At 61.9% G+C, this 16,742-nt stretch carries 15 protein-coding genes; 10 read left to right on the top strand and 5 right to left on the bottom strand.

Annotation, left to right across the window (positions count from 1 at the left end):
- Positions 1–42 precede the first annotated feature (42 nt).
- From H9627_RS11385 to H9627_RS11375, 3 genes are all read left to right on the top strand, one after another.
- The gene (locus tag H9627_RS11385) at positions 43–1,170 is read left to right on the top strand and encodes an FAD-dependent monooxygenase (RefSeq protein ID WP_191734157.1); all 1,128 of its coding nucleotides are present in this window, start codon (positions 43–45) and stop codon (positions 1,168–1,170) included.
- 131 nt (positions 1,171–1,301) lie between these two features.
- Complete coding sequence (locus H9627_RS11380; RefSeq protein ID WP_191734156.1) at positions 1,302–2,192, top strand: alpha/beta hydrolase; 891 nt, start codon at positions 1,302–1,304, stop codon at positions 2,190–2,192.
- A gap of 110 nt (positions 2,193–2,302) precedes the next feature.
- Complete coding sequence (locus H9627_RS11375) at positions 2,303–3,577, top strand: MFS transporter (protein ID WP_191734155.1); 1,275 nt, start codon at positions 2,303–2,305, stop codon at positions 3,575–3,577.
- A gap of 105 nt (positions 3,578–3,682) precedes the next feature.
- On the opposite strand, the gene H9627_RS11370 is transcribed toward H9627_RS11375, so the two are convergent.
- Positions 3,683–4,279 carry a L,D-transpeptidase gene (locus H9627_RS11370; protein ID WP_191734154.1) on the bottom strand — a complete coding sequence of 199 codons (597 nt, stop codon included), beginning with the start codon at positions 4,277–4,279 and terminating at the stop codon, positions 3,683–3,685.
- Positions 4,280–4,359: 80 nt separating this feature from the next.
- A complete protein-coding gene (locus H9627_RS11365; protein ID WP_191734153.1) occupies positions 4,360–5,286 on the bottom strand; it encodes an MBL fold metallo-hydrolase in 927 nt (308 codons plus the stop codon).
- 161 nt (positions 5,287–5,447) lie between these two features.
- Here H9627_RS11365 and H9627_RS11360 point away from each other — a divergent pair, with 161 nt between their 5' ends.
- Positions 5,448–7,166 carry a CocE/NonD family hydrolase gene (locus H9627_RS11360; protein WP_191734152.1) on the top strand — a complete coding sequence of 573 codons (1,719 nt, stop codon included), beginning with the start codon at positions 5,448–5,450 and terminating at the stop codon, positions 7,164–7,166.
- A gap of 78 nt (positions 7,167–7,244) precedes the next feature.
- On the opposite strand, the gene H9627_RS11355 is transcribed toward H9627_RS11360, so the two are convergent.
- From H9627_RS11355 to H9627_RS11345, 3 genes are all read right to left on the bottom strand, one after another.
- Entirely contained in the window at positions 7,245–8,642 is a 1,398-nt protein-coding gene (locus H9627_RS11355) for a hypothetical protein (protein WP_191734151.1), read from the bottom strand.
- 182 nt (positions 8,643–8,824) lie between these two features.
- Entirely contained in the window at positions 8,825–10,027 is a 1,203-nt protein-coding gene (locus H9627_RS11350; protein WP_191734150.1) for a cytochrome P450, read from the bottom strand.
- Positions 10,028–10,114: 87 nt separating this feature from the next.
- Positions 10,115–11,026 (bottom strand): LysR family transcriptional regulator, encoded by a 912-nt coding sequence (locus H9627_RS11345; protein WP_191734149.1) that lies wholly within the window; start codon positions 11,024–11,026, stop codon positions 10,115–10,117.
- Positions 11,027–11,199: 173 nt separating this feature from the next.
- On the opposite strand from H9627_RS11345, the gene H9627_RS11340 reads away from it, so the two are divergent.
- The 6 genes from H9627_RS11340 to H9627_RS11315 all read left to right on the top strand — a co-directional run bounded on the left by H9627_RS11340 (position 11,200) and on the right by H9627_RS11315 (position 16,693).
- On the top strand, positions 11,200–11,403 hold the full coding sequence (locus H9627_RS11340; protein ID WP_191734148.1) for a ferredoxin: 204 nt from the start codon (positions 11,200–11,202) through the stop codon (positions 11,401–11,403).
- 55 nt (positions 11,404–11,458) lie between these two features.
- On the top strand, positions 11,459–12,589 hold the full coding sequence (locus H9627_RS11335; RefSeq protein WP_191734147.1) for an NAD(P)/FAD-dependent oxidoreductase: 1,131 nt from the start codon (positions 11,459–11,461) through the stop codon (positions 12,587–12,589).
- A 281-nt stretch (positions 12,590–12,870) separates the two neighbouring features.
- Positions 12,871–13,050, top strand: a complete 180-nt coding sequence (locus H9627_RS11330) for a hypothetical protein (RefSeq protein ID WP_191734146.1) — start codon at positions 12,871–12,873, stop codon at positions 13,048–13,050.
- Positions 13,051–13,070: 20 nt separating this feature from the next.
- Positions 13,071–13,586, top strand: coding sequence for a CinA family protein (locus H9627_RS11325; protein WP_191734145.1), 516 nt, complete (start codon positions 13,071–13,073; stop codon positions 13,584–13,586).
- On the top strand, positions 13,583–14,761 hold the full coding sequence (locus tag H9627_RS11320) for a zinc-dependent alcohol dehydrogenase (protein WP_191734144.1): 1,179 nt from the start codon (positions 13,583–13,585) through the stop codon (positions 14,759–14,761). The genes H9627_RS11325 and H9627_RS11320 overlap by 4 nt, the downstream gene beginning before the upstream one ends.
- A 141-nt stretch (positions 14,762–14,902) precedes the next feature.
- Positions 14,903–16,693: a thiamine pyrophosphate-requiring protein gene (locus H9627_RS11315; protein ID WP_191734143.1), complete on the top strand. Its 1,791-nt coding sequence runs from the start codon at positions 14,903–14,905 to the stop codon at positions 16,691–16,693.
- Positions 16,694–16,742 lie beyond the last annotated feature (49 nt).

The following is a 16,742-nucleotide window of genomic DNA, read 5'->3' as shown; positions in this document are numbered from 1 at the left end:
ACTCACCCCCCTCTGCTGCATAGAAGACTTAAGGATAAGACCATGAAGATCGAAGACATCAAGAACCTGAAGATCGGCGTTATCGGCGGCGGTTACGCCGGCGCCACCGCAGGCCTGGCACTCGCACAGATCGGTGCCAACGTGAAGGTCTACGAGCAGGCACACGCCTCCGGTGAAGTCGGAGCTGGTATCGGTCTGCGCCCGGCATCCGTCAAACTGTTCAAGAAGCTCGGCATCTTCCCCGCCATTGAGGCCGTCACCTCCCCATCCGACTACTTCGAGATCCTGGATACCAAGGGCAACCGCATCAACCTGGAAGAGTGGCCCCACCTCTCCGAAGGCGATGAGAAGCACAACACCCGCATGATCCACCGTCGGGACTTCATTGATGCCCTGACCAGCCAGCTGCCCGAAGGTGTACTCCAATACGGTTACCGGGCCGAGGAGATCACCGACAACGGTGATTCCGCCACCGTGAAGTTCACCAACGGCGAAGTTGAGACCTTCGACATCCTGGTCGGTGCCGATGGCATCAAGTCCAAGGTTCGTACTCTGTGGTCTGATTCCCAGCCGGTCATGCAGGGCGCCCACGCCTACCGCGCCGTCATTGACGGCTCCCAGGGCGAGGGGCTGCTTGTCGACGACAACCTGCGTCTCTACCTCGAGGCAGAGACCGGTCGCATGATCTACTTCCTGCCCCTGCGCCACCGTGGTGAAAACGGCCAGATCTCCTTCGACATCACCGTCCCCCACGATGACCTCACCTGGAACCCGGACGTATCCAAGGAAGAGGTGCTGGAGATGCTCAAGAACTTCGATGAGCGTCTGATTAAGATCGTGGAAAAGCTCGATTGGGAACAGGTCAACCAGCGCGCCGCAGCGGATATTGATCCACAGGACAAGTGGAACTCCGATGCCGTGGTGCTGATCGGTGATGCCGCGCACGCGATGCTCCACCACCAGGGTCAGGGTGCGAACTCCGCCGTCATCGATGCCGGTGTGCTCGCCGACTGCATCGTGGAGGCCGACACCGTCGCCGAGGCACTCGCACTGTACACCTCCAAGCGCAAGGAGCCGGTCCAGGAGCTGCAGCGCATCTCCCGCGAATCCTGGAACGCTGAGTCCGCAGGAGAGACCGCATTCCCGGAGAAGGACAAGATCGACTACTAAGTCGGCTCCCCCTCCACCCAGTTATTTATGATGGCGTCGTCGCCGCTGCCCACAGGTTCTTTCACCGGGACAGTGCGGCGGCGCCATCACCGCCCTCACCAGGGCTCCGCCATAAGAAAGAAGGCCACCTCATGACCCTCCACCCCGAGATCCAGAAGATCGTCGCCCAGATCCCACCAGCGTCCACCACCCCGCCAAATCCTGCGGACATGCGCGCTTTTGAGGCCGGTAACGTTCCCCCCGTGGAGAAGCGCACCCCGATCGCCACCGTCGAGGATGCCACCATCGCCGATGTTCCGGTACGGATCTACACTGACACCGATGCGCCGAAGGGCACGATCGTCTATTTCCACGGCGGAGCATTCTTCTCCGGGAGCCTGGACACCCACGATCACGTCGGACGCTCACTGGCCAAGGAAACCGGGTGGAAGATTGTCTCCGTCGGCTATTCCCTCTCCCCTGAGGTTGCCTTCCCGGTAGCTCTCAACGAGTGCTACGCCGTGGTGCGCGGGGTTGCGACCATGCTTGACGACGACCAGCCCATCGCCATTGCCGGCGACTCCTCCGGAGCCAACTTTGTGGCTGCGGTGAGCTTCATGGCCCAGGATGATGGTTTCGACCGCATCACCCACCAGATTCTCTACTACCCGTCCGTGGACCTGGATTTTGATCAGGAACGCTGGCCATCACTGAAGGAGAATGCTGAAGGGTACGGCCTGGAGTACAACGGCCTGGCACCCTTCAACTCCTTCTATCTCGAAGGTGGCGCCGACCCGGCTGATCCACTGGTCTCCCCCATCAAGCGTGAGAACCTCTCAGGTCTGCCGAAAGCCCTCGTGGTCACCGCCGGTTATGACCCACTGCGTGATGAAGGCGAGGCCTACGCCGAGAAACTCCGTGCCGCCGGTGTGGAGGTACAGCTGAAGCGTTACGACGCCGCCAACCACGGCTTCGTGGTCAACTTCTCCTGGATCCCGGAGTTCTACGAAGTTTTCCACGACACCGCCAATTTCCTGAAATAATCCCAGCTTAAATCCCTTTTTCACCAACAGTCCGGCACCCACATGCCGGACTGGTGGTCTCCTACACGCACAATGCGGACCCTCTCCCCTCACTCCTACGGAGCCCCTCAGTGACTTCCACCGCCTCAACCCCAACGGCGCAGACATCCCCAAAGCAGGGTTTCCGGTCCTATGAGAACAAACTGGTCACGGTGTTCTTCTTCGCCGTCGGCCTGGTCTTCTTCGACCGCCTGATCATCAACTTCCTCATGCCATTCATCCAGGAGGACTTAGGACTCAACAATGCGCAGGTGGGCCAGCTCGCCGGTGCCGCGGCCCTGACCTGGTCCATCGCCTCCATCGTCGGTGGGCGGATCTCCGACAGTGTCAAGAGCAAGAGGCTCTACCTGGTTGTCCTCCTGGTCGTGTTCTCGACTGCATCCTTCTTCCAGGGGTTCGTGGTCACCTTCGTACACCTGATCATCCTGCGTCTGATGATGGGCATGTTCGAAGGCCCCACCATCCCGGTTACCCAGTCGGTACTGGCCATGGAATCATCCCCACACCGCCGTGGTTTCAACCTCGGTTTCACCATGAACACCGCCAACGGCCTCTTCGGTGGTGTGCTCGCCCCAATCGTCATCGTCGCCCTGGCTAACATCTTCGACTGGCGCACCGCCTTCTTCTTCACCATCCTCCCAGGCCTGATCATGGCGTTCGTCATCTGGAAGGTGATGCGTGAACCACAGGCCGCTTCCTCCGAGGCCATGGAATACGCCCACCCCGATCACAAGGGCGGGCTGGGTGAGGTGATTCGCAACCGCAACGTGCTGTTGTCCATCGTGATGTTCTCGGGGTTCATGGTCTACCTGATCTCCCTGCAGGTCTTCGGTCCCCTGTACCTCACCAATATCCGCGGCTGGACGGCCAGTTCCATGAGTCTCATCCTGGCCGCCTTCGGTGTGGGCACCGCCATCTGGGGTTTCGTCGTGCCGCTGATATCCGACCGGATCGGCCGTAAACCCACCGCCATCATCTTCGGCCTGCTCTCCACCCTGGCCCCATTGTCCTTCGTCTTCGTGGCCAACCCCGGCCTGCTGGGTGCCGCGGTGTTCGTTTTCGCCGCCGGCATGGGTGTGGGAGGCCTGGCGATGTCGGTCATCCCCGCCGAGTCCGTCCGTCCCGCCGTCGCCGGACTGGCTGTCGGTCTGCCCGTGGGTATCGGGGAATTTGTCGGTGGCTTCCTCAACCCGGTGATCACCGGTGCCGTGGCCGACCAGTACGGGCTGGCCTCCGCGCTGTTCATATCCTCCGGTGGCGCATTGGTAGCCACCTTCTTCGCTCTGTTCCTGCGTGAGTCGGCACCGAGCAAGACCGGTACGAGGCAGACCGTTGTTGTCGGGTAACCGCTCCCGGGGATAGAAGAACGGGGAGGGCAATCCACTGGGATTGCCCTCCCCGTTTCCGTATGCCACCGACATGGTGGAAGCCCGAGCTGTGCCACCGGCGGGTCAGTAGATGTGGATCAGATCCCCGACCTGCAGGGTGTGGAAGTAGACCTCGGCATCACCCGGGGCCAGGCGGACACACCCGTGGGAATCACCCGCAGGGTCCCCTTCGTGGAAAGCGTGCCCCACACTGGTGAAATACACCGCAAACGGCATGGGGGCCAGATCGAAGATATAAGAGACATCATCAATGACCTTGCGGGAAACGTGGAACCCCGCGCGTGGGGTCTCATAACCGGGCCCACCCTGCCCGATCGGTACGGCTCCGTAGGTAACCTGGCCGTTATCCTGCAGCCACGATCGCCCACCATCCAGATCAACACACGCGCGGGCCTGGGGTGGGCATTCCCCGTAGTCGAAGGGTTCGGGTTCGATGATTTCGGGGGCTTTGATCTCCGGTTCGGTGATCTCAGGTTCCACCGGCTCGTCGGCAACGGTTATTACCTCCGCAGTGGCCGTGGTGGTGGAGGTAACCGCCGTCGCGTCGGGCTGCGCAACGGGTTGATCATCCGCCACCACGGTGGCGGCGAAGACGACCCCTGTCACCGCTCCGAGGGTGATGGTCCCCATGGTCAAGGTGCCGAGACGGGTTGAAAGCATGAAGGTCAGTGTAGGTAACCATCAGGTGTTTATCTCAACAAAACCAGATTTCAGGCCACCGAAAAGGGGGATGGATCCCTTTATGCCTTGAAATAGCCGTGGAGGGTGGTGAAGAACGGGGAGGGTTCCAGCGTGGGATCACCGGTGTAGCCGAGGTGGTCTGCAATAGCGGCGAAGGGCGAATAGGGAGAGTCAGACTCCCCGGTCCCGAGAGCCAGGGCGGCCTCGCGGATTCTCGCCTCGATCCCGATGGCCTCCTGCACGGCGTGCGCGGCGGTATCCCGGTCCAGTTCCACCTCGTAGGCGACCCCCTCGTCGGAGCGGAAGGGATGACCCAGGAACATGCGGTTGGCGGCGAGCTGCTGGATGGTCACCAGGGAATCCCGGTAGGCATCCGGGTCCTCATAGCCGGGAAAACCGTTGGCTGCCCCGTGGATCTGGACGGCGTCCCCCACGAAGACATCATTCTGCCCCTCCACCACATAGGCGACGGATCCCCCGGTGTGACCCGGGGTGTGAACGACCCTGACCTTCACGCCTCCCAGATCCAGCACCTCCCCACCGGTGACGATGCTATGTGGAGACATCTCACCGGAGATGGCGCTGGCCATCATGGCGGTCTGCTTCGCCTCCGCCTTCGGGTCATCGATGTAGTCGGCGCGCAGGTTGAGATAATTCTCCACATGGGCTCGGCGGCTTTCCAGATAATCCACGTCAGCCTCGTGGATGACCACCTGCGCCTGGCGTCCGGTCATCTCCCACAGGGCGACCGTGCCGCCCAGGTGATCGATATGGCCATGGGTGAGCAGGATCCACTTCACATCGCGGATGTCACGGCCGAGTTCGGCCAACCCGTCGGCCACCCCCTGGGCGGTGTCGGTGACACCGGTGTCCACCAATGCCAGTTCAGGGCCGTCGATAAGGAAGGTGTAGAGGCCGAATCTCCCCCACCTGGCGTAGATGGAGTGGATGGGGGTGTGGGCGGATACGTGTGTGGGGTCCGTCATGGTGTCATTCTCCTCGTGCGTTAGGGTGCAGGCGGCCTCAGCCAGGTAAGAGACCACGGTGTGGTTCAGGATATAGAAACTCCGAACCCTTGCCGAAGTCACTTTATTATAATAATATACACTTGTCACCCCTTGTGGGAATGAAAACAAAGGAGCACCACATGAGCGAAATCAGGCACTTCGACGCCGGCGGGCAGACCATCCGCATCCGCAAGAACCTTTCGGTCCCCATGCGTGACGGTGTCACACTCGCCGCCGATGCTTACGAGGCGGACGTCGACAAGCCCCGTCCCGCACTGGTCGCACTGTCCCCCTACGGCAAGGAACTCCAGGCACTCGCCCTGACCACCCCGCCACAGCGTCGACCCTCCCCACTGTGGGATGGGTGCATCGAGGCCGGCGATATCGCACGCATCGTCTCCGAGGACTACGTTCACGTCATCGGAGACCTGCGCGGTTCCGGTGACTCGGAGGGTGAACACATCGGCAACTACAACGCCGGTGGCGTCTCCCTCGGCCAGGATGCCTATGACTTCATCGAGTGGGTTGCCGAGCAACCCTGGTGCGATGGAAATGTGGGCATGGTCGGCATCTCCTACTTCGGTTCCATGCAGGTTCTCGCCGCCGCGGAACGCCCACCGCACCTCAAGGCCATCTTCGTCTCCGGCGGGCACTATGACTTCTACGAGACCACCTACCACGGTGGCATCATGTGGTTCATGCCCCGGGCCGCCCGCGAGGGTCGTGGCGGCGACTCCGGCTGGGCCTTCACTGACGGTGTGAAATCCCGCATGATCGAGGAGTTCTCCCCCGAGGAGCTCAAGGTCAAGGTCGAGGAACGTCTGGCCGATCCGGATATCCAGGCCTGGCCGAACCTCGTCCACGCCCTCAACTACCCTAAGAACCATGAGGCGTGGTTCGACATCGTCATGAACCAGTTCGACGGTGAGTGGTATGAGGAACGCAACCCCAACGAACTCGCCCACAACATCGACATCCCCGTCTGGCTACAGCTGGATCAGGGACGCGGCTGGACCCTGGATTCCACCATCGAGGTCTTCGACCGGGTCAAGGGACCGAAGAAACTCACCATCGGCGCGTACCCGCCGATGCAGTCCCGTCCGTTCATCGAGGAACACGACAAGATGTTCGCCTGGTACGACTACTGGCTCAAGGGTATCGACAACGGCATCATGGACGAGCCGCAGGTCGATGTCTTCGTGGAGGGTTCCCGCGAAACCATCACCGCCGACCAGTGGCCCCCGAAGGAGATCGACCACCGGGAGCTCTACCTGCGCCCCCGTCACAAGCTCTCCACCGAGCCGGAAACCATGGGCGTGGAGTACGCCGCCCCGGACGGGTTCTACCAGGCACCGCTGACCGTCACCGACGAGGTCCAGATCCTGTCCTGGTCCACCCCGGTGTTCGAGGAGGCCACCGAGATGATCGGCACCGGCGCTGCCCACATCTTCGCCGAGATCGACCAGCCGGATACCAACTTCATCCTCCGCCTCTGGGATTACGCCCCCAATGGCAGCCGCCAGTTGATCACCACCGGCTACCTCAAGGCCAGCCACCGTGAACTGGATGAGGAGCGCACGACCCACGGCAACCCGTATCACCCACACACCCGCGCGGTGCCGGTTGAACCGGGGGTTGTCGAGGAATACGTCATCCGCCTCTACCCGTTCGCCGCCAGTTTCCAGCCGGGCCACAAGCTCACGGTCGAGTTGTCCAATGCTGAACCACTGGTCGACGACCACAACTCCCTACTGCCCCCAGACGCCTTCCATCTCCCGGTCGGTCGCCCCGTCGCACACAAGATCTACCGCGATGCCGAGCACCCCTCACGGCTGGTGCTGCCCTTCACCAGGGGCTAACCGCACGCTTATCGACGACAAGACCCCCCGACCGGAACTGCTACATTCCCCGGTCGGGGGTCTTCGCGTGGGGGTGTGCTAGAAGAATCCGGCGAACAGCCCCATGTTGTTGGCGAGGAAGGCCGCGATGCCTCCGAGGGCGGCGAGAACGGCCACGATAGCAGCCACCAGTCCTAGGTTGTTCCCCCCATCTCCCGGGGTGCCACCATCATCAGGTGGGGTCTGGGTGGTGGTCGGGGTGACTGTTTCCGTCACGGTCGGTGCTGTGACAGTGGTGGTGACAGGATCCGGGGTGACTGTTTCCGTGCCCGGTTCGGCGGTAATGGTCACTGGTCCAGGGGTGACCGTGAGCGTGGATCCCGGGGCGGTGGTTGTGACCGGTGCCGGGGTGACAGTGGTGGTCACGACAGGTGCAGTCAGCGTAGTGGTCACCGGTGCCGGGGTGGTGGTCAGCGTGGTAGTTTCCCCCGGTGCGCTCACCGTGGTGGTCACCGGTTCCGGGGTGGTGGTCACCGTTACCTGGGGCGCGGTCACCGTGGTGGTGGCGGTAGCTGAGGTGACCGTGGTGGTGCCGCCCGGTGTGGTGATGGTCGTGGGCGCGGGGGTCACCACAACGGTGCCAACCGGTGCCGTGGTGGTGACCGGTGCGGGGGTGACCGTGACCGTATCCGGGGTCGCGGTGACCGTCACGGTCGGCGTCACGGTTGTGGTCGGAACCACGGCACCGGTGAGGATGAAATCCTCACAGTTCTGGGCGGCCCTGAACAAAGCGGTGGTCGAGACCACGGCGTCATACTGCCGCTTCAGTTCCGCCAGTGCCTCCTTGTGGGGTTCCAGCATGGTCTGGACATTCGGGGCACTTCCTGCTCCCACAACGAATAATCCCTTAGGCAGGCCCGCAGTCAGCTGCTGGTATGCAGGAATGGTCAGAAAGCTGGTTTCCGAGAAGGTAAATTCACCGCCGATGGGCACCACCGGGGTGCCGGACCCCTCATAATCATCAAACTGTTGCTTGGTCCAGTCCACGGCATATTCCATCTCAACGGGAAACCCGGTTTCCGCCAGTTGCACCAGATCCCGATAGGTCTGGGTTGCCCTCACTGCGAAGAACTGGGCCTCGTAGAGGTTATATTTCCCACTGTTGAATATGACACTGACGCCCGGGGAGAAAACACCAGCATTATTACCCGGCATCACCTGCCCCGCGCCAATCAGAGCATCGAACTGGGTGTACTGCTCCTGGAACTCGGGGTGGGCAGCTCGGAGCCGGGCCTCAAGAAGCTCATACTGTTCCACCTGCGCCCAGTAGTAATCCCGGGTGACCTGGACTTCTGCGGGGGTGGAGGTGGCTACACAAACGGTCAGGTCACTGCGGTACTGTTTCTCGAACTGAACCGCTCCTGCGGTGGAGGCTACCGAGATGGTGGCACTTACCAGCACAAAACCGGTGGCAGCTGCGATCAATCGTCTTCTCACGGGACTATCCTCTGTTAGATACTCACTACATTCATAGAATTTCCGGCCGGTTTCCAGCCAATTGGCAAATATACGTGAGCATCATCACAGATACTTGCCATTGAAAGTAGATCCACCCCCGACGGCAAACGCCCACCTGTCTGGAGACAGGTGGGCGTGGGGGGGTACCGTCGATAAGCGCTCTAGGCGGTGATCGTTACCTGCATGGACGCGTAGGGGCGGGAGAAGTTGTTGAGACGGGGGATCACATCGGTGACGGTAAAGGAGTCCACGTGCCGGATCCAAGACTCAACCAGACCATTGATCTCGAGCTTCGCCAGTCCCTGCCCCGCGCAACCGTGGATGCCATAACCGAAACCGAGGTGGTCCACGGGATTGCGGTCAATGTCAAACACATCCGGGTTCTCATATTTGAGTTCATCACGGTTGCCGGAACCATACAGCAGCGCCACCTGGCTACCGGCGGGGATGGTCACGCCATCCACCTCGACATCGCGGGTGGTCACACGCCCGAAACCCGGTGCGGGGGTGCGGAAACGCAGGGTCTCAGCCACCGCCGCAGGAATCTTCGAGGGATCCCGGCGCAGCTTCGCATACTGGTCGGGGTGGTCAGCCAGGAGCTGAATAAGGTTGCCTATGGTGGCGATGGTGGTGTCCATGCCCGCGGCAAGGATCTGGTGGACCAGGTAACCGAAACTCTCCGGCGCGATATCACCGCGTTCCGCAGCCTGCCACACGGCGTGACCAATGCTACCCTCCGCCAGGCCATCGCCCGTCATCTCCTCATGCGTCCACTTGAACAGTTCACCTGCCAGGGGGAAGGATTCCCGGGCACGCTGGTTGAGTGGCCCGAGAAGATTGAACGCCGCCTCGCCCCAGGGCAGGATGCGATCACGCTTGTCCCCCTGGACACCGATGAGGTCCAGGACGACAGAGACCGGGAAGGCCACCGCGAGATCCGCCATGCCATCGAAGGTGCGCTTCTCTACCAATTCGCGGACCAGGGTGTCGGCATCGGCATAGATCGTGCCCTTGAGCGATCTCATCGCACGTGGGGAGAGGTTGTCCGTGAGGATGGCGCGCAGTTTCCCATGCTGCGGTGGGTCAGAGGCCAGACTCGTACCGGAGAGGATCTCATTCATCTGGGGGTTGAAGGCAACCTGCCTGGAGGAGAACGTTGCGGGGTCGGAATTGGCCGTACGGATGGCCTCATACCTGGTGATGGCATAGGCATCATTGGCCGGAAGGTAGACCACGGTGCCCAGTGATCGCAGCTCCCCGTAGACCTCCTCCGTGTGCGCAAGGGTGTGATCGGAAAAGAGGTCTTGCTCGGATACCGGTGCGGTCGTTGCCGGGGTTGTGGTGTGCGGGGCAGCAGGATTCATGTCGGCTTCTTTCAGATGGGGCGGAAACTTGACGTGAGTCACAGTTAAGCCCACCCGGTGGCATCCGACAAATGAATATTTCTAATTCTAGGTATTCGCCAAATTCATAGCCATGGCCCGTTGGATGAGGTCGGAAACCCAGTGTCGGAAAATATCGTCGTACTGCCAGGGGTTATGGACGATATCCACACCCAGCCCGAGCACCGGGAAGGGGAAATCCCTGACGTATACCGGTAGGGTCCTGGCCATCCGCTCTGCCACGCGACGCCGGTGGAGGGCGAGTCTGCGGACCCCCGCCACAAATTGTGGCAGCACCAGATAATCGGTGACGTGGACCTGCATGCTCACCTCCACGCCCCGGTGACGGAGGATTTCATAGGGCCGGGTGGTCCGCTCCGACTGCAATCCCACATGTGGCCAATCCTGCAGACAGGTGATGACGTCACTCTCCAGCAGATCCCGGTGCCCACCCATCACCACCCATTCATCATCGAACACCCGCTCCCGGGGATGGGATGTCTCGTACCCCTCGGCGAGAAACAGCACATCAGCGCCCTGTTCCGTGAACACGGCATCAGTGACGTCGTTGGTGGTGATGATCTTGAGGGACATAGTGGGCGCCTCCCGCTCCATGAGCAGTGACACCGACTGCCCGATGATGTAGGCCACCGAACTCGACATCGCCAGGGCGAGCGTTCTGTGGCTGCTGTGCGGATCGAATGTTCGACCCCCGATCAGCACCGAGGCCCTGTACAGCACCTCCCGGAGGGGAGCGAGCATGTCCTGCGCCTTGGGCGTCAGGACATTCACCGCCCCACGCCGGATCAGGATCTCATCCCCGAGTAACTTCCGGATCCTGCGCAGGGCATGACTCATCGCAGGTTGGGAGAGCCCGACCCTGTCGGCAGCCGCGGTAACCGAGCGTTCCTCCAGGATGGCGTGCAGCGATACCAGCAGATTGAGGTCCACGGAGGAGAGTTTTCCCAATTCAACATTCATGACATAAATACTATCCATATTGGATATTCATTGGACACATTCTCTGTTCAATGAGGCGCTACACACACAGTTTCATGACTCCGGTCACATCTTTCTTCCGCCCCTGTCACCTCCACGACAGGGACCTGCGGTGGATGGGCCACCCTTTTCACTTTCACACTCAAGGAGCAGCTATGCACCACATCGAACTCGACCGCCCCCGCTGCGAAGGACACGGACTCTGCGAAGAGGCCGCACCCCATCTCATGCACCTCGACGATGAGGGCGAACTCATCCTCGACACCCCGGAGATCCGGGATGCAGATCTCCCCGCCGCCCAGGATGCGGTCCGTGTCTGTCCCGTGGCAGCGCTCAAACTCACACCAGTGAACCCGTGACCTGACCACCCGCACGAGCACGAGCCCGACCAGACGCCCGACCACAGGAGACACCATGCACAACATCGTCATCGCAGGCCACGGCATCGCAGGCCTCACCGCGGGCGACACGCTCCGCCGCCAGGGGTTCGAGGGCACCCTGACCGTCATTGGCGAAGACCCCCACCCCACCTACAGTCGACCTGCACTGTCCAAGGCCGCTTTGGATCCCACCGCCGACCTCATGGACACGATTCTCCCGACCACCACCCATGACACCCACCACACAACCACGATCCACGGATGTGTCACCGGAGTTGACGCCGATGCCGGGGTGGTGACCCTGGCCGATGGAATCCAGGTCCCCTATGACGGATTGATCATCGCCACCGGAACTCGGGCGCGTCGTTTCACCGATGACCCCAATGAGTACACCCTCCGGACCCTCGATGATGCCGCCGCCCTGCGGTCCCGGTTATCCACGAAACCAAGCGTGACCATCATCGGCGGCGGCCCGCTCGGCATGGAGGTTGCCTCCGGGGCGCGGGCACTCGGATGTAGGGTTCGCCTGGTGCAGTTCGGACTACCGATGGCGGTACAGATGGGCCCTGTCATCGCCCACATACTCACGGCCGCGGCCACTGATCACGGCGTGGAAATCATAGACGCCCTGGTCAAGTCCGTCTCACCCACGAGTTCCGGCCTCACCGTTGAACTGGATGATGGCAGTGTCCTGGACTCCGAGGTGGTCGTTTCCGCCATTGGGGATAGCGCCAACACCGACTGGTTGGAGGGCTCCGGGCTTCTCACCGATGGTCGACTGGTCAGTGACAGCCAAGGACGGATCCGGGACAATATCGTCGCAGCCGGTGATGTCGTGTGGTTCAACGGTCAACGCTGCCCGGTATGGACCTCCGCCATCGAGGAGGCCAGAATCGCCGCCACAGCACTTCTCCACGGGAACGACGCCCCCGAGATCTCCTACCAACCCTATTTCTGGACCGATCAATTCGGACTGAACGTCAAGATCAGCGGGCCGGTCCCCCATGAGGGTGACCCCGTAGTCGTGGAAGGCTCCCTCGCCGAACGTTCAGCGCTGCTGCACTGGCCCGAGTTGGGCAGCGCCGCAGCAATCAACTACCGCATGCCGGTTCCACGCCTGCACAGGCTCGCGAAATCCGCCACAACCCCGGTGTCAACAGCGTGATGCCGTGCGCCTCACCGCGATCCTTCACCCCGGGACCGGAACCGGAGGCAGCGTCATTGCACACCGGCCACCAGCGACGCATATCACATTTCATAATGATTAATATTCCACCATATATACCACTATGAACTGCGCTTTTTCTTTCCCGTGCTCCTACACGGTGATTTATCCGTACGCTTGATTTTCAACACTAGGTGACAGACATCACCTTAGGTGTTGTCGGCTCCCACGGAGTCGGCGAAGACAGCAGTATTGGACAGACAGATCAAGGAGAGCAAATCATGAGTGACACTCCAAACGGCAATCCTTTCGCGGATGACCCACAGGACAAAGACCGTCTCGATCGCACCAATGAGGACAAGGACACCGTTCCCACCGGTGGCCCGGACTCCAAGGACGAGGAGGTCGACGAGTGGGGTGAGGAGTCCTTCCCCGCCAGCGACCCACCAGCAAACTACTAGATAGTCAGGTCTGATCCGACATGTCTACGACTGGTAGTGACGACGATACGGTCACCGCACTGGCCGAGGACATTTCCCGGATCGCCCAGGACCACGGCTTCACCCTCGCCGTCGCGGAATCACTGACAGGCGGAAGACTCTCGTGCCACCTCGCGGCGGCATCGGATTCCGCTTCCTGGTACGCGGGCGGGGTGACCTCGTATATGACCCGGATCAAATACGCCGTCCTCGGTGTGCCCGAGGGGGATCCGGTGATCACCGAGGACGCAGCAAGCCAGATGGTCTCGGGTGTGTCCGAGCTTATGAACGCGGATGCGGCAGTGGCCGTCACAGGGGCGGGTGGCCCCGGACGTCAGGAGGATAATCCCCCTGGCACCACCTGGATAGCAGCATTGGTCAGAGGACAGTTAAATACCGAACTCCACCATTTTCCCGGTGAACCAGAAGATGTTCTGGCGCAGACCGAACATCATGCCCTGGCACTTTTACATTCCTCCATGGTGGAGTCGATCAACCATCAGGAGAAGAACACATGAAGGCCTTAACCTGGCAGGGTAAACGAAAAGTAAGCGTGGAAACAGTCCCGGATCCGGTTCTCAAAGCCGAGAACGATGCGATCATCCAAGTGACCTCCACTGGCATCTGCGGTTCCGATCTGCACCTCTACGAGGTCTTGGCACCCTTCATGGATGAGGGTGACATCATCGGCCACGAGCCTATGGGTCGTGTTGTGGAGGCTGGCCCGGCCTCCAACCTCAAGGAGGGTGACCGTGTGGTCATCCCCTTCAACATCTCCTGTGGCCACTGTTGGATGTGTAAGCGTGGCCTGTTCTCCCAGTGTGAGGTCACCCAGGTGCGTGAATACGGATCCGGTGCCAGCCTCCTGGGTTATTCCCGGCTCTACGGTTCGGTGCCCGGTGGTCAGGCGGAATACCTGCGTGTCCCCCACGCGGATTTCGGTCCGATCAAGGTCGGCGATGAACTCCCCGACCACCGGTACCTCTTCCTCAGCGATGTCCTGCCCACGGCCTGGCAGGCCGTGAAGTACGCCGATGTCGGCGAGGGAGACACCCTGACTGTCTACGGCCTGGGCCCCATCGGTCAGATGTGTGCCCGGATCGGTCGCCACCTGGGTGCCCGGGTCTTCGGTATCGAACCCGTTCCGGAGCGTCGCGCCATGGCGGCCCGACACGGCATCGAGGTCTTCGATCTCGGTGATGACACCCATGAGGAGATCCGTGATCTCACCGAGGGGCGCGGCCCCGATGCCGTGGTGGATGCTGTCGGCATGGAGGCCCATGGTTCCCCGGTGGGCAAACTGGCCCACAATGCCATGAGCCTGCTGCCGGATGCCGCGGCCAGGAAGATGATGGAGCACGGCGGACTCGACCGTCTCGGTGCACTCCACGGTTCGATCGATCTGGTCCGTCGTGGTGGAACCGTCTCCCTCAGTGGTGTGTACGGCGGGCAGGCCAGCCCGATGCCGATGCTCACCCTCTTCGACAAGCAGATCCAGATGCGCATGGGACAGTGCAATGTGAAATCCTGGATCGATGATTTGCTTCCGCTGGTGGAGGACCCTGCCGATCCCCTCGGCGTGGATGATCTCACCACCCACCGCGTCTCACTCGATGAGGCACCGGCGCACTACGAGAAATTCCAGAAGAAGGAGGACGGCTGCATCAAGGTCGTTCTCGATCCCACCCTCTAGCACACCCGCAGGGCGCCCAGCGCCCGACCAGCACCACCTCACAGTCCGGCGCCGTTGAACCCCCCTTCACCCGGTTGGTTCCGGCGCCGACTGGCATCTGTACCACCGTCACGATAGGAAGCACGACAGGAAGGTAGAACAATGTCCACCTCAGATCTCATTGTCCGCCGACTCCGGGAGTGGGGGGTGAAACGTGTCTACGGTTATTCCGGTGACGGCAACAACGCCCTGCTGGGCGCCATCCGACGCTCGAAGGACGGCCCCGAATTCATCGCAGCCCGCCACGAGGAGGGCGCGGCGTTCATGGCGGTGGGCGACGCGCGGTACAGCCGTGGCGTCGGTGTGGTCACCTCCACCCAGGGGCCCGGCGCGATCCACATCCTCAACGGGCTGTACGACGCCAAGCTGGACAGCGTCCCCGTCGTTGCCCTGGTGGCACAGCAGAGCCGTTCGGTGCTGGGGTCCGATTATCAGCAGGAGGTGGATCTGCACACCCTCTTCTCGGATGTGGCCACCCCCTTCCTGGAGACGGTGACCACCCCGGAGCAGCTGCCGATGGTCATCGACCGCGCATTCCGCTCCGCCCTGGCCAGCAGTGGTCCCGCGGTGGTCATCCTCCCCCATGACATCCAGCAGGCACCCGAGCCTGATCTGGGTCAGGAACACGGGGAGATCGTCTCCGCCGTGCACTGGAGCACCGGCCGTATCCTGCCGCGTGATGAGGACCTGGACCACGCGATCCGTGTCCTGTCTGAGGGGAAGAAGGTCGCCATCCTCGCCGGTCGCGGTGTGCAGGATGCCCAGACCGAGGTGCTGGCCCTGGCTGAGCATCTCGGAGCGGGTGTGACCACCGCGCTGCTGGGTAAGCCGTATGTGGACGAGAACCACCGCCTGGCCGCGGGCAACATGGGGCACCTGGGTACCCATTCCGCGAACTGGGTGCTGCAGAACTGTGACACCCTGCTCATCATCGGGTCGAACAGCCCGTGGACGGAGTTCTATCCACCACCGGGTCAGGCGCGGGCGGTGCAGATCGATGTAGATCCCGCCCAGATGGGTAACCGCTATCCCATCGAGGTGGGCCTCGTGGGCCAGGCGGCCCCCACGCTGCAGGCACTGTTGGAGAAGCTGCCGGATGATCTCATGGATGGGGAAAGGTCCGACTGGGAACAGCAGGTGGAGCAGTCCATCCACAACTCACAGGAGATCAACCGCCGCCGCTCACAGGTGCCGGCTCGCCCCCTCAACCCGGATCTGGTGGCGCGGGCAGTCAACAACAGGTTGTGGGAGAACACCCAGCTGGCCATTGATGTGGGCAGTTCGGTCTACCACTATGTCCGTCACATCACCGTGCCCCATGGTGCGAACGCGCATCTGTGCAGCACGCTGGCGTCCATGGGCTGTGGTGTCCCCTACGGGCTTGCCGCGAAGGAGGTCACCCCGGATCGTCCCGTGGTGGTCATGGCCGGTGACGGTGCGATGACCATGCTGGGCATCAATGAGCTGATCACGGTCGCCGACCGGTGGAAACAGTGGGAAGATCCCCGCTTTGTCATCGTGGTGCTGGCCAACAGGGATCTCTCCGAGGTCAGCTGGGAGCAGCGCGAGACCGAGGGGGAACCCCGGTTCGAGGCCTCCCAGCGGGTGCCGGCCTTTGATTTCGTGGCCTATGCCGAGCAGTTGGGGTTGCGTGGCATCCACCTGCATGATCCGGACACCATTGACCAGGTGCTCGCCGAGGCCTTCGAGGCTGACCGGCCCGTCGTCGTCGAGGCCCACACCGACGCCGACATCCCGCTCATCCCGCCCTATCCCCACGGCCGTGAGCTGGTGGACTCCATGCGCGAGGGTATCCGCGCCGAGGGCGCGTCCGGTGAGCACGCCCTGTCGCTGTTGGACGCCTACGCCGCCATCGAGGAGGAGTACTCCTAACGGCGTGCTTGTCGATGACCAACCCCCGCCGACCCATCTCCCCCGCCGG

The sequence above is a fragment of the Corynebacterium gallinarum genome (genome assembly GCF_014837045.1).
In the GTDB taxonomy this organism is placed as follows: domain Bacteria; phylum Actinomycetota; class Actinomycetes; order Mycobacteriales; family Mycobacteriaceae; genus Corynebacterium; species Corynebacterium gallinarum.
The sequence above is the reverse complement of the archived record's forward strand: the minus strand, read 5'-3'. Positions and strand labels throughout refer to the sequence as shown.

Coding starts and splice junctions, on each gene's coding strand:
- H9627_RS11385 (WP_191734157.1), top strand. CDS start 43: ATGAAGATCGAAGACATCAAGAACCTGAAGATCGGCGTTATCGGCGGC.
- H9627_RS11380 (WP_191734156.1), top strand. CDS start 1,302: ATGACCCTCCACCCCGAGATCCAGAAGATCGTCGCCCAGATCCCACCA.
- H9627_RS11370 (WP_191734154.1), bottom strand. CDS start 4,279: ATGCTTTCAACCCGTCTCGGCACCTTGACCATGGGGACCATCACCCTC.
- H9627_RS11365 (WP_191734153.1), bottom strand. CDS start 5,286: ATGACGGACCCCACACACGTATCCGCCCACACCCCCATCCACTCCATC.
- H9627_RS11360 (WP_191734152.1), top strand. CDS start 5,448: ATGAGCGAAATCAGGCACTTCGACGCCGGCGGGCAGACCATCCGCATC.
- H9627_RS11350 (WP_191734150.1), bottom strand. CDS start 10,027: ATGAATCCTGCTGCCCCGCACACCACAACCCCGGCAACGACCGCACCG.
- H9627_RS11345 (WP_191734149.1), bottom strand. CDS start 11,026: ATGAATGTTGAATTGGGAAAACTCTCCTCCGTGGACCTCAATCTGCTG.
- H9627_RS11340 (WP_191734148.1), top strand. CDS start 11,200: ATGCACCACATCGAACTCGACCGCCCCCGCTGCGAAGGACACGGACTC.
- H9627_RS11335 (WP_191734147.1), top strand. CDS start 11,459: ATGCACAACATCGTCATCGCAGGCCACGGCATCGCAGGCCTCACCGCG.
- H9627_RS11330 (WP_191734146.1), top strand. CDS start 12,871: ATGAGTGACACTCCAAACGGCAATCCTTTCGCGGATGACCCACAGGAC.
- H9627_RS11325 (WP_191734145.1), top strand. CDS start 13,071: ATGTCTACGACTGGTAGTGACGACGATACGGTCACCGCACTGGCCGAG.
- H9627_RS11320 (WP_191734144.1), top strand. CDS start 13,583: ATGAAGGCCTTAACCTGGCAGGGTAAACGAAAAGTAAGCGTGGAAACA.
- H9627_RS11315 (WP_191734143.1), top strand. CDS start 14,903: ATGTCCACCTCAGATCTCATTGTCCGCCGACTCCGGGAGTGGGGGGTG.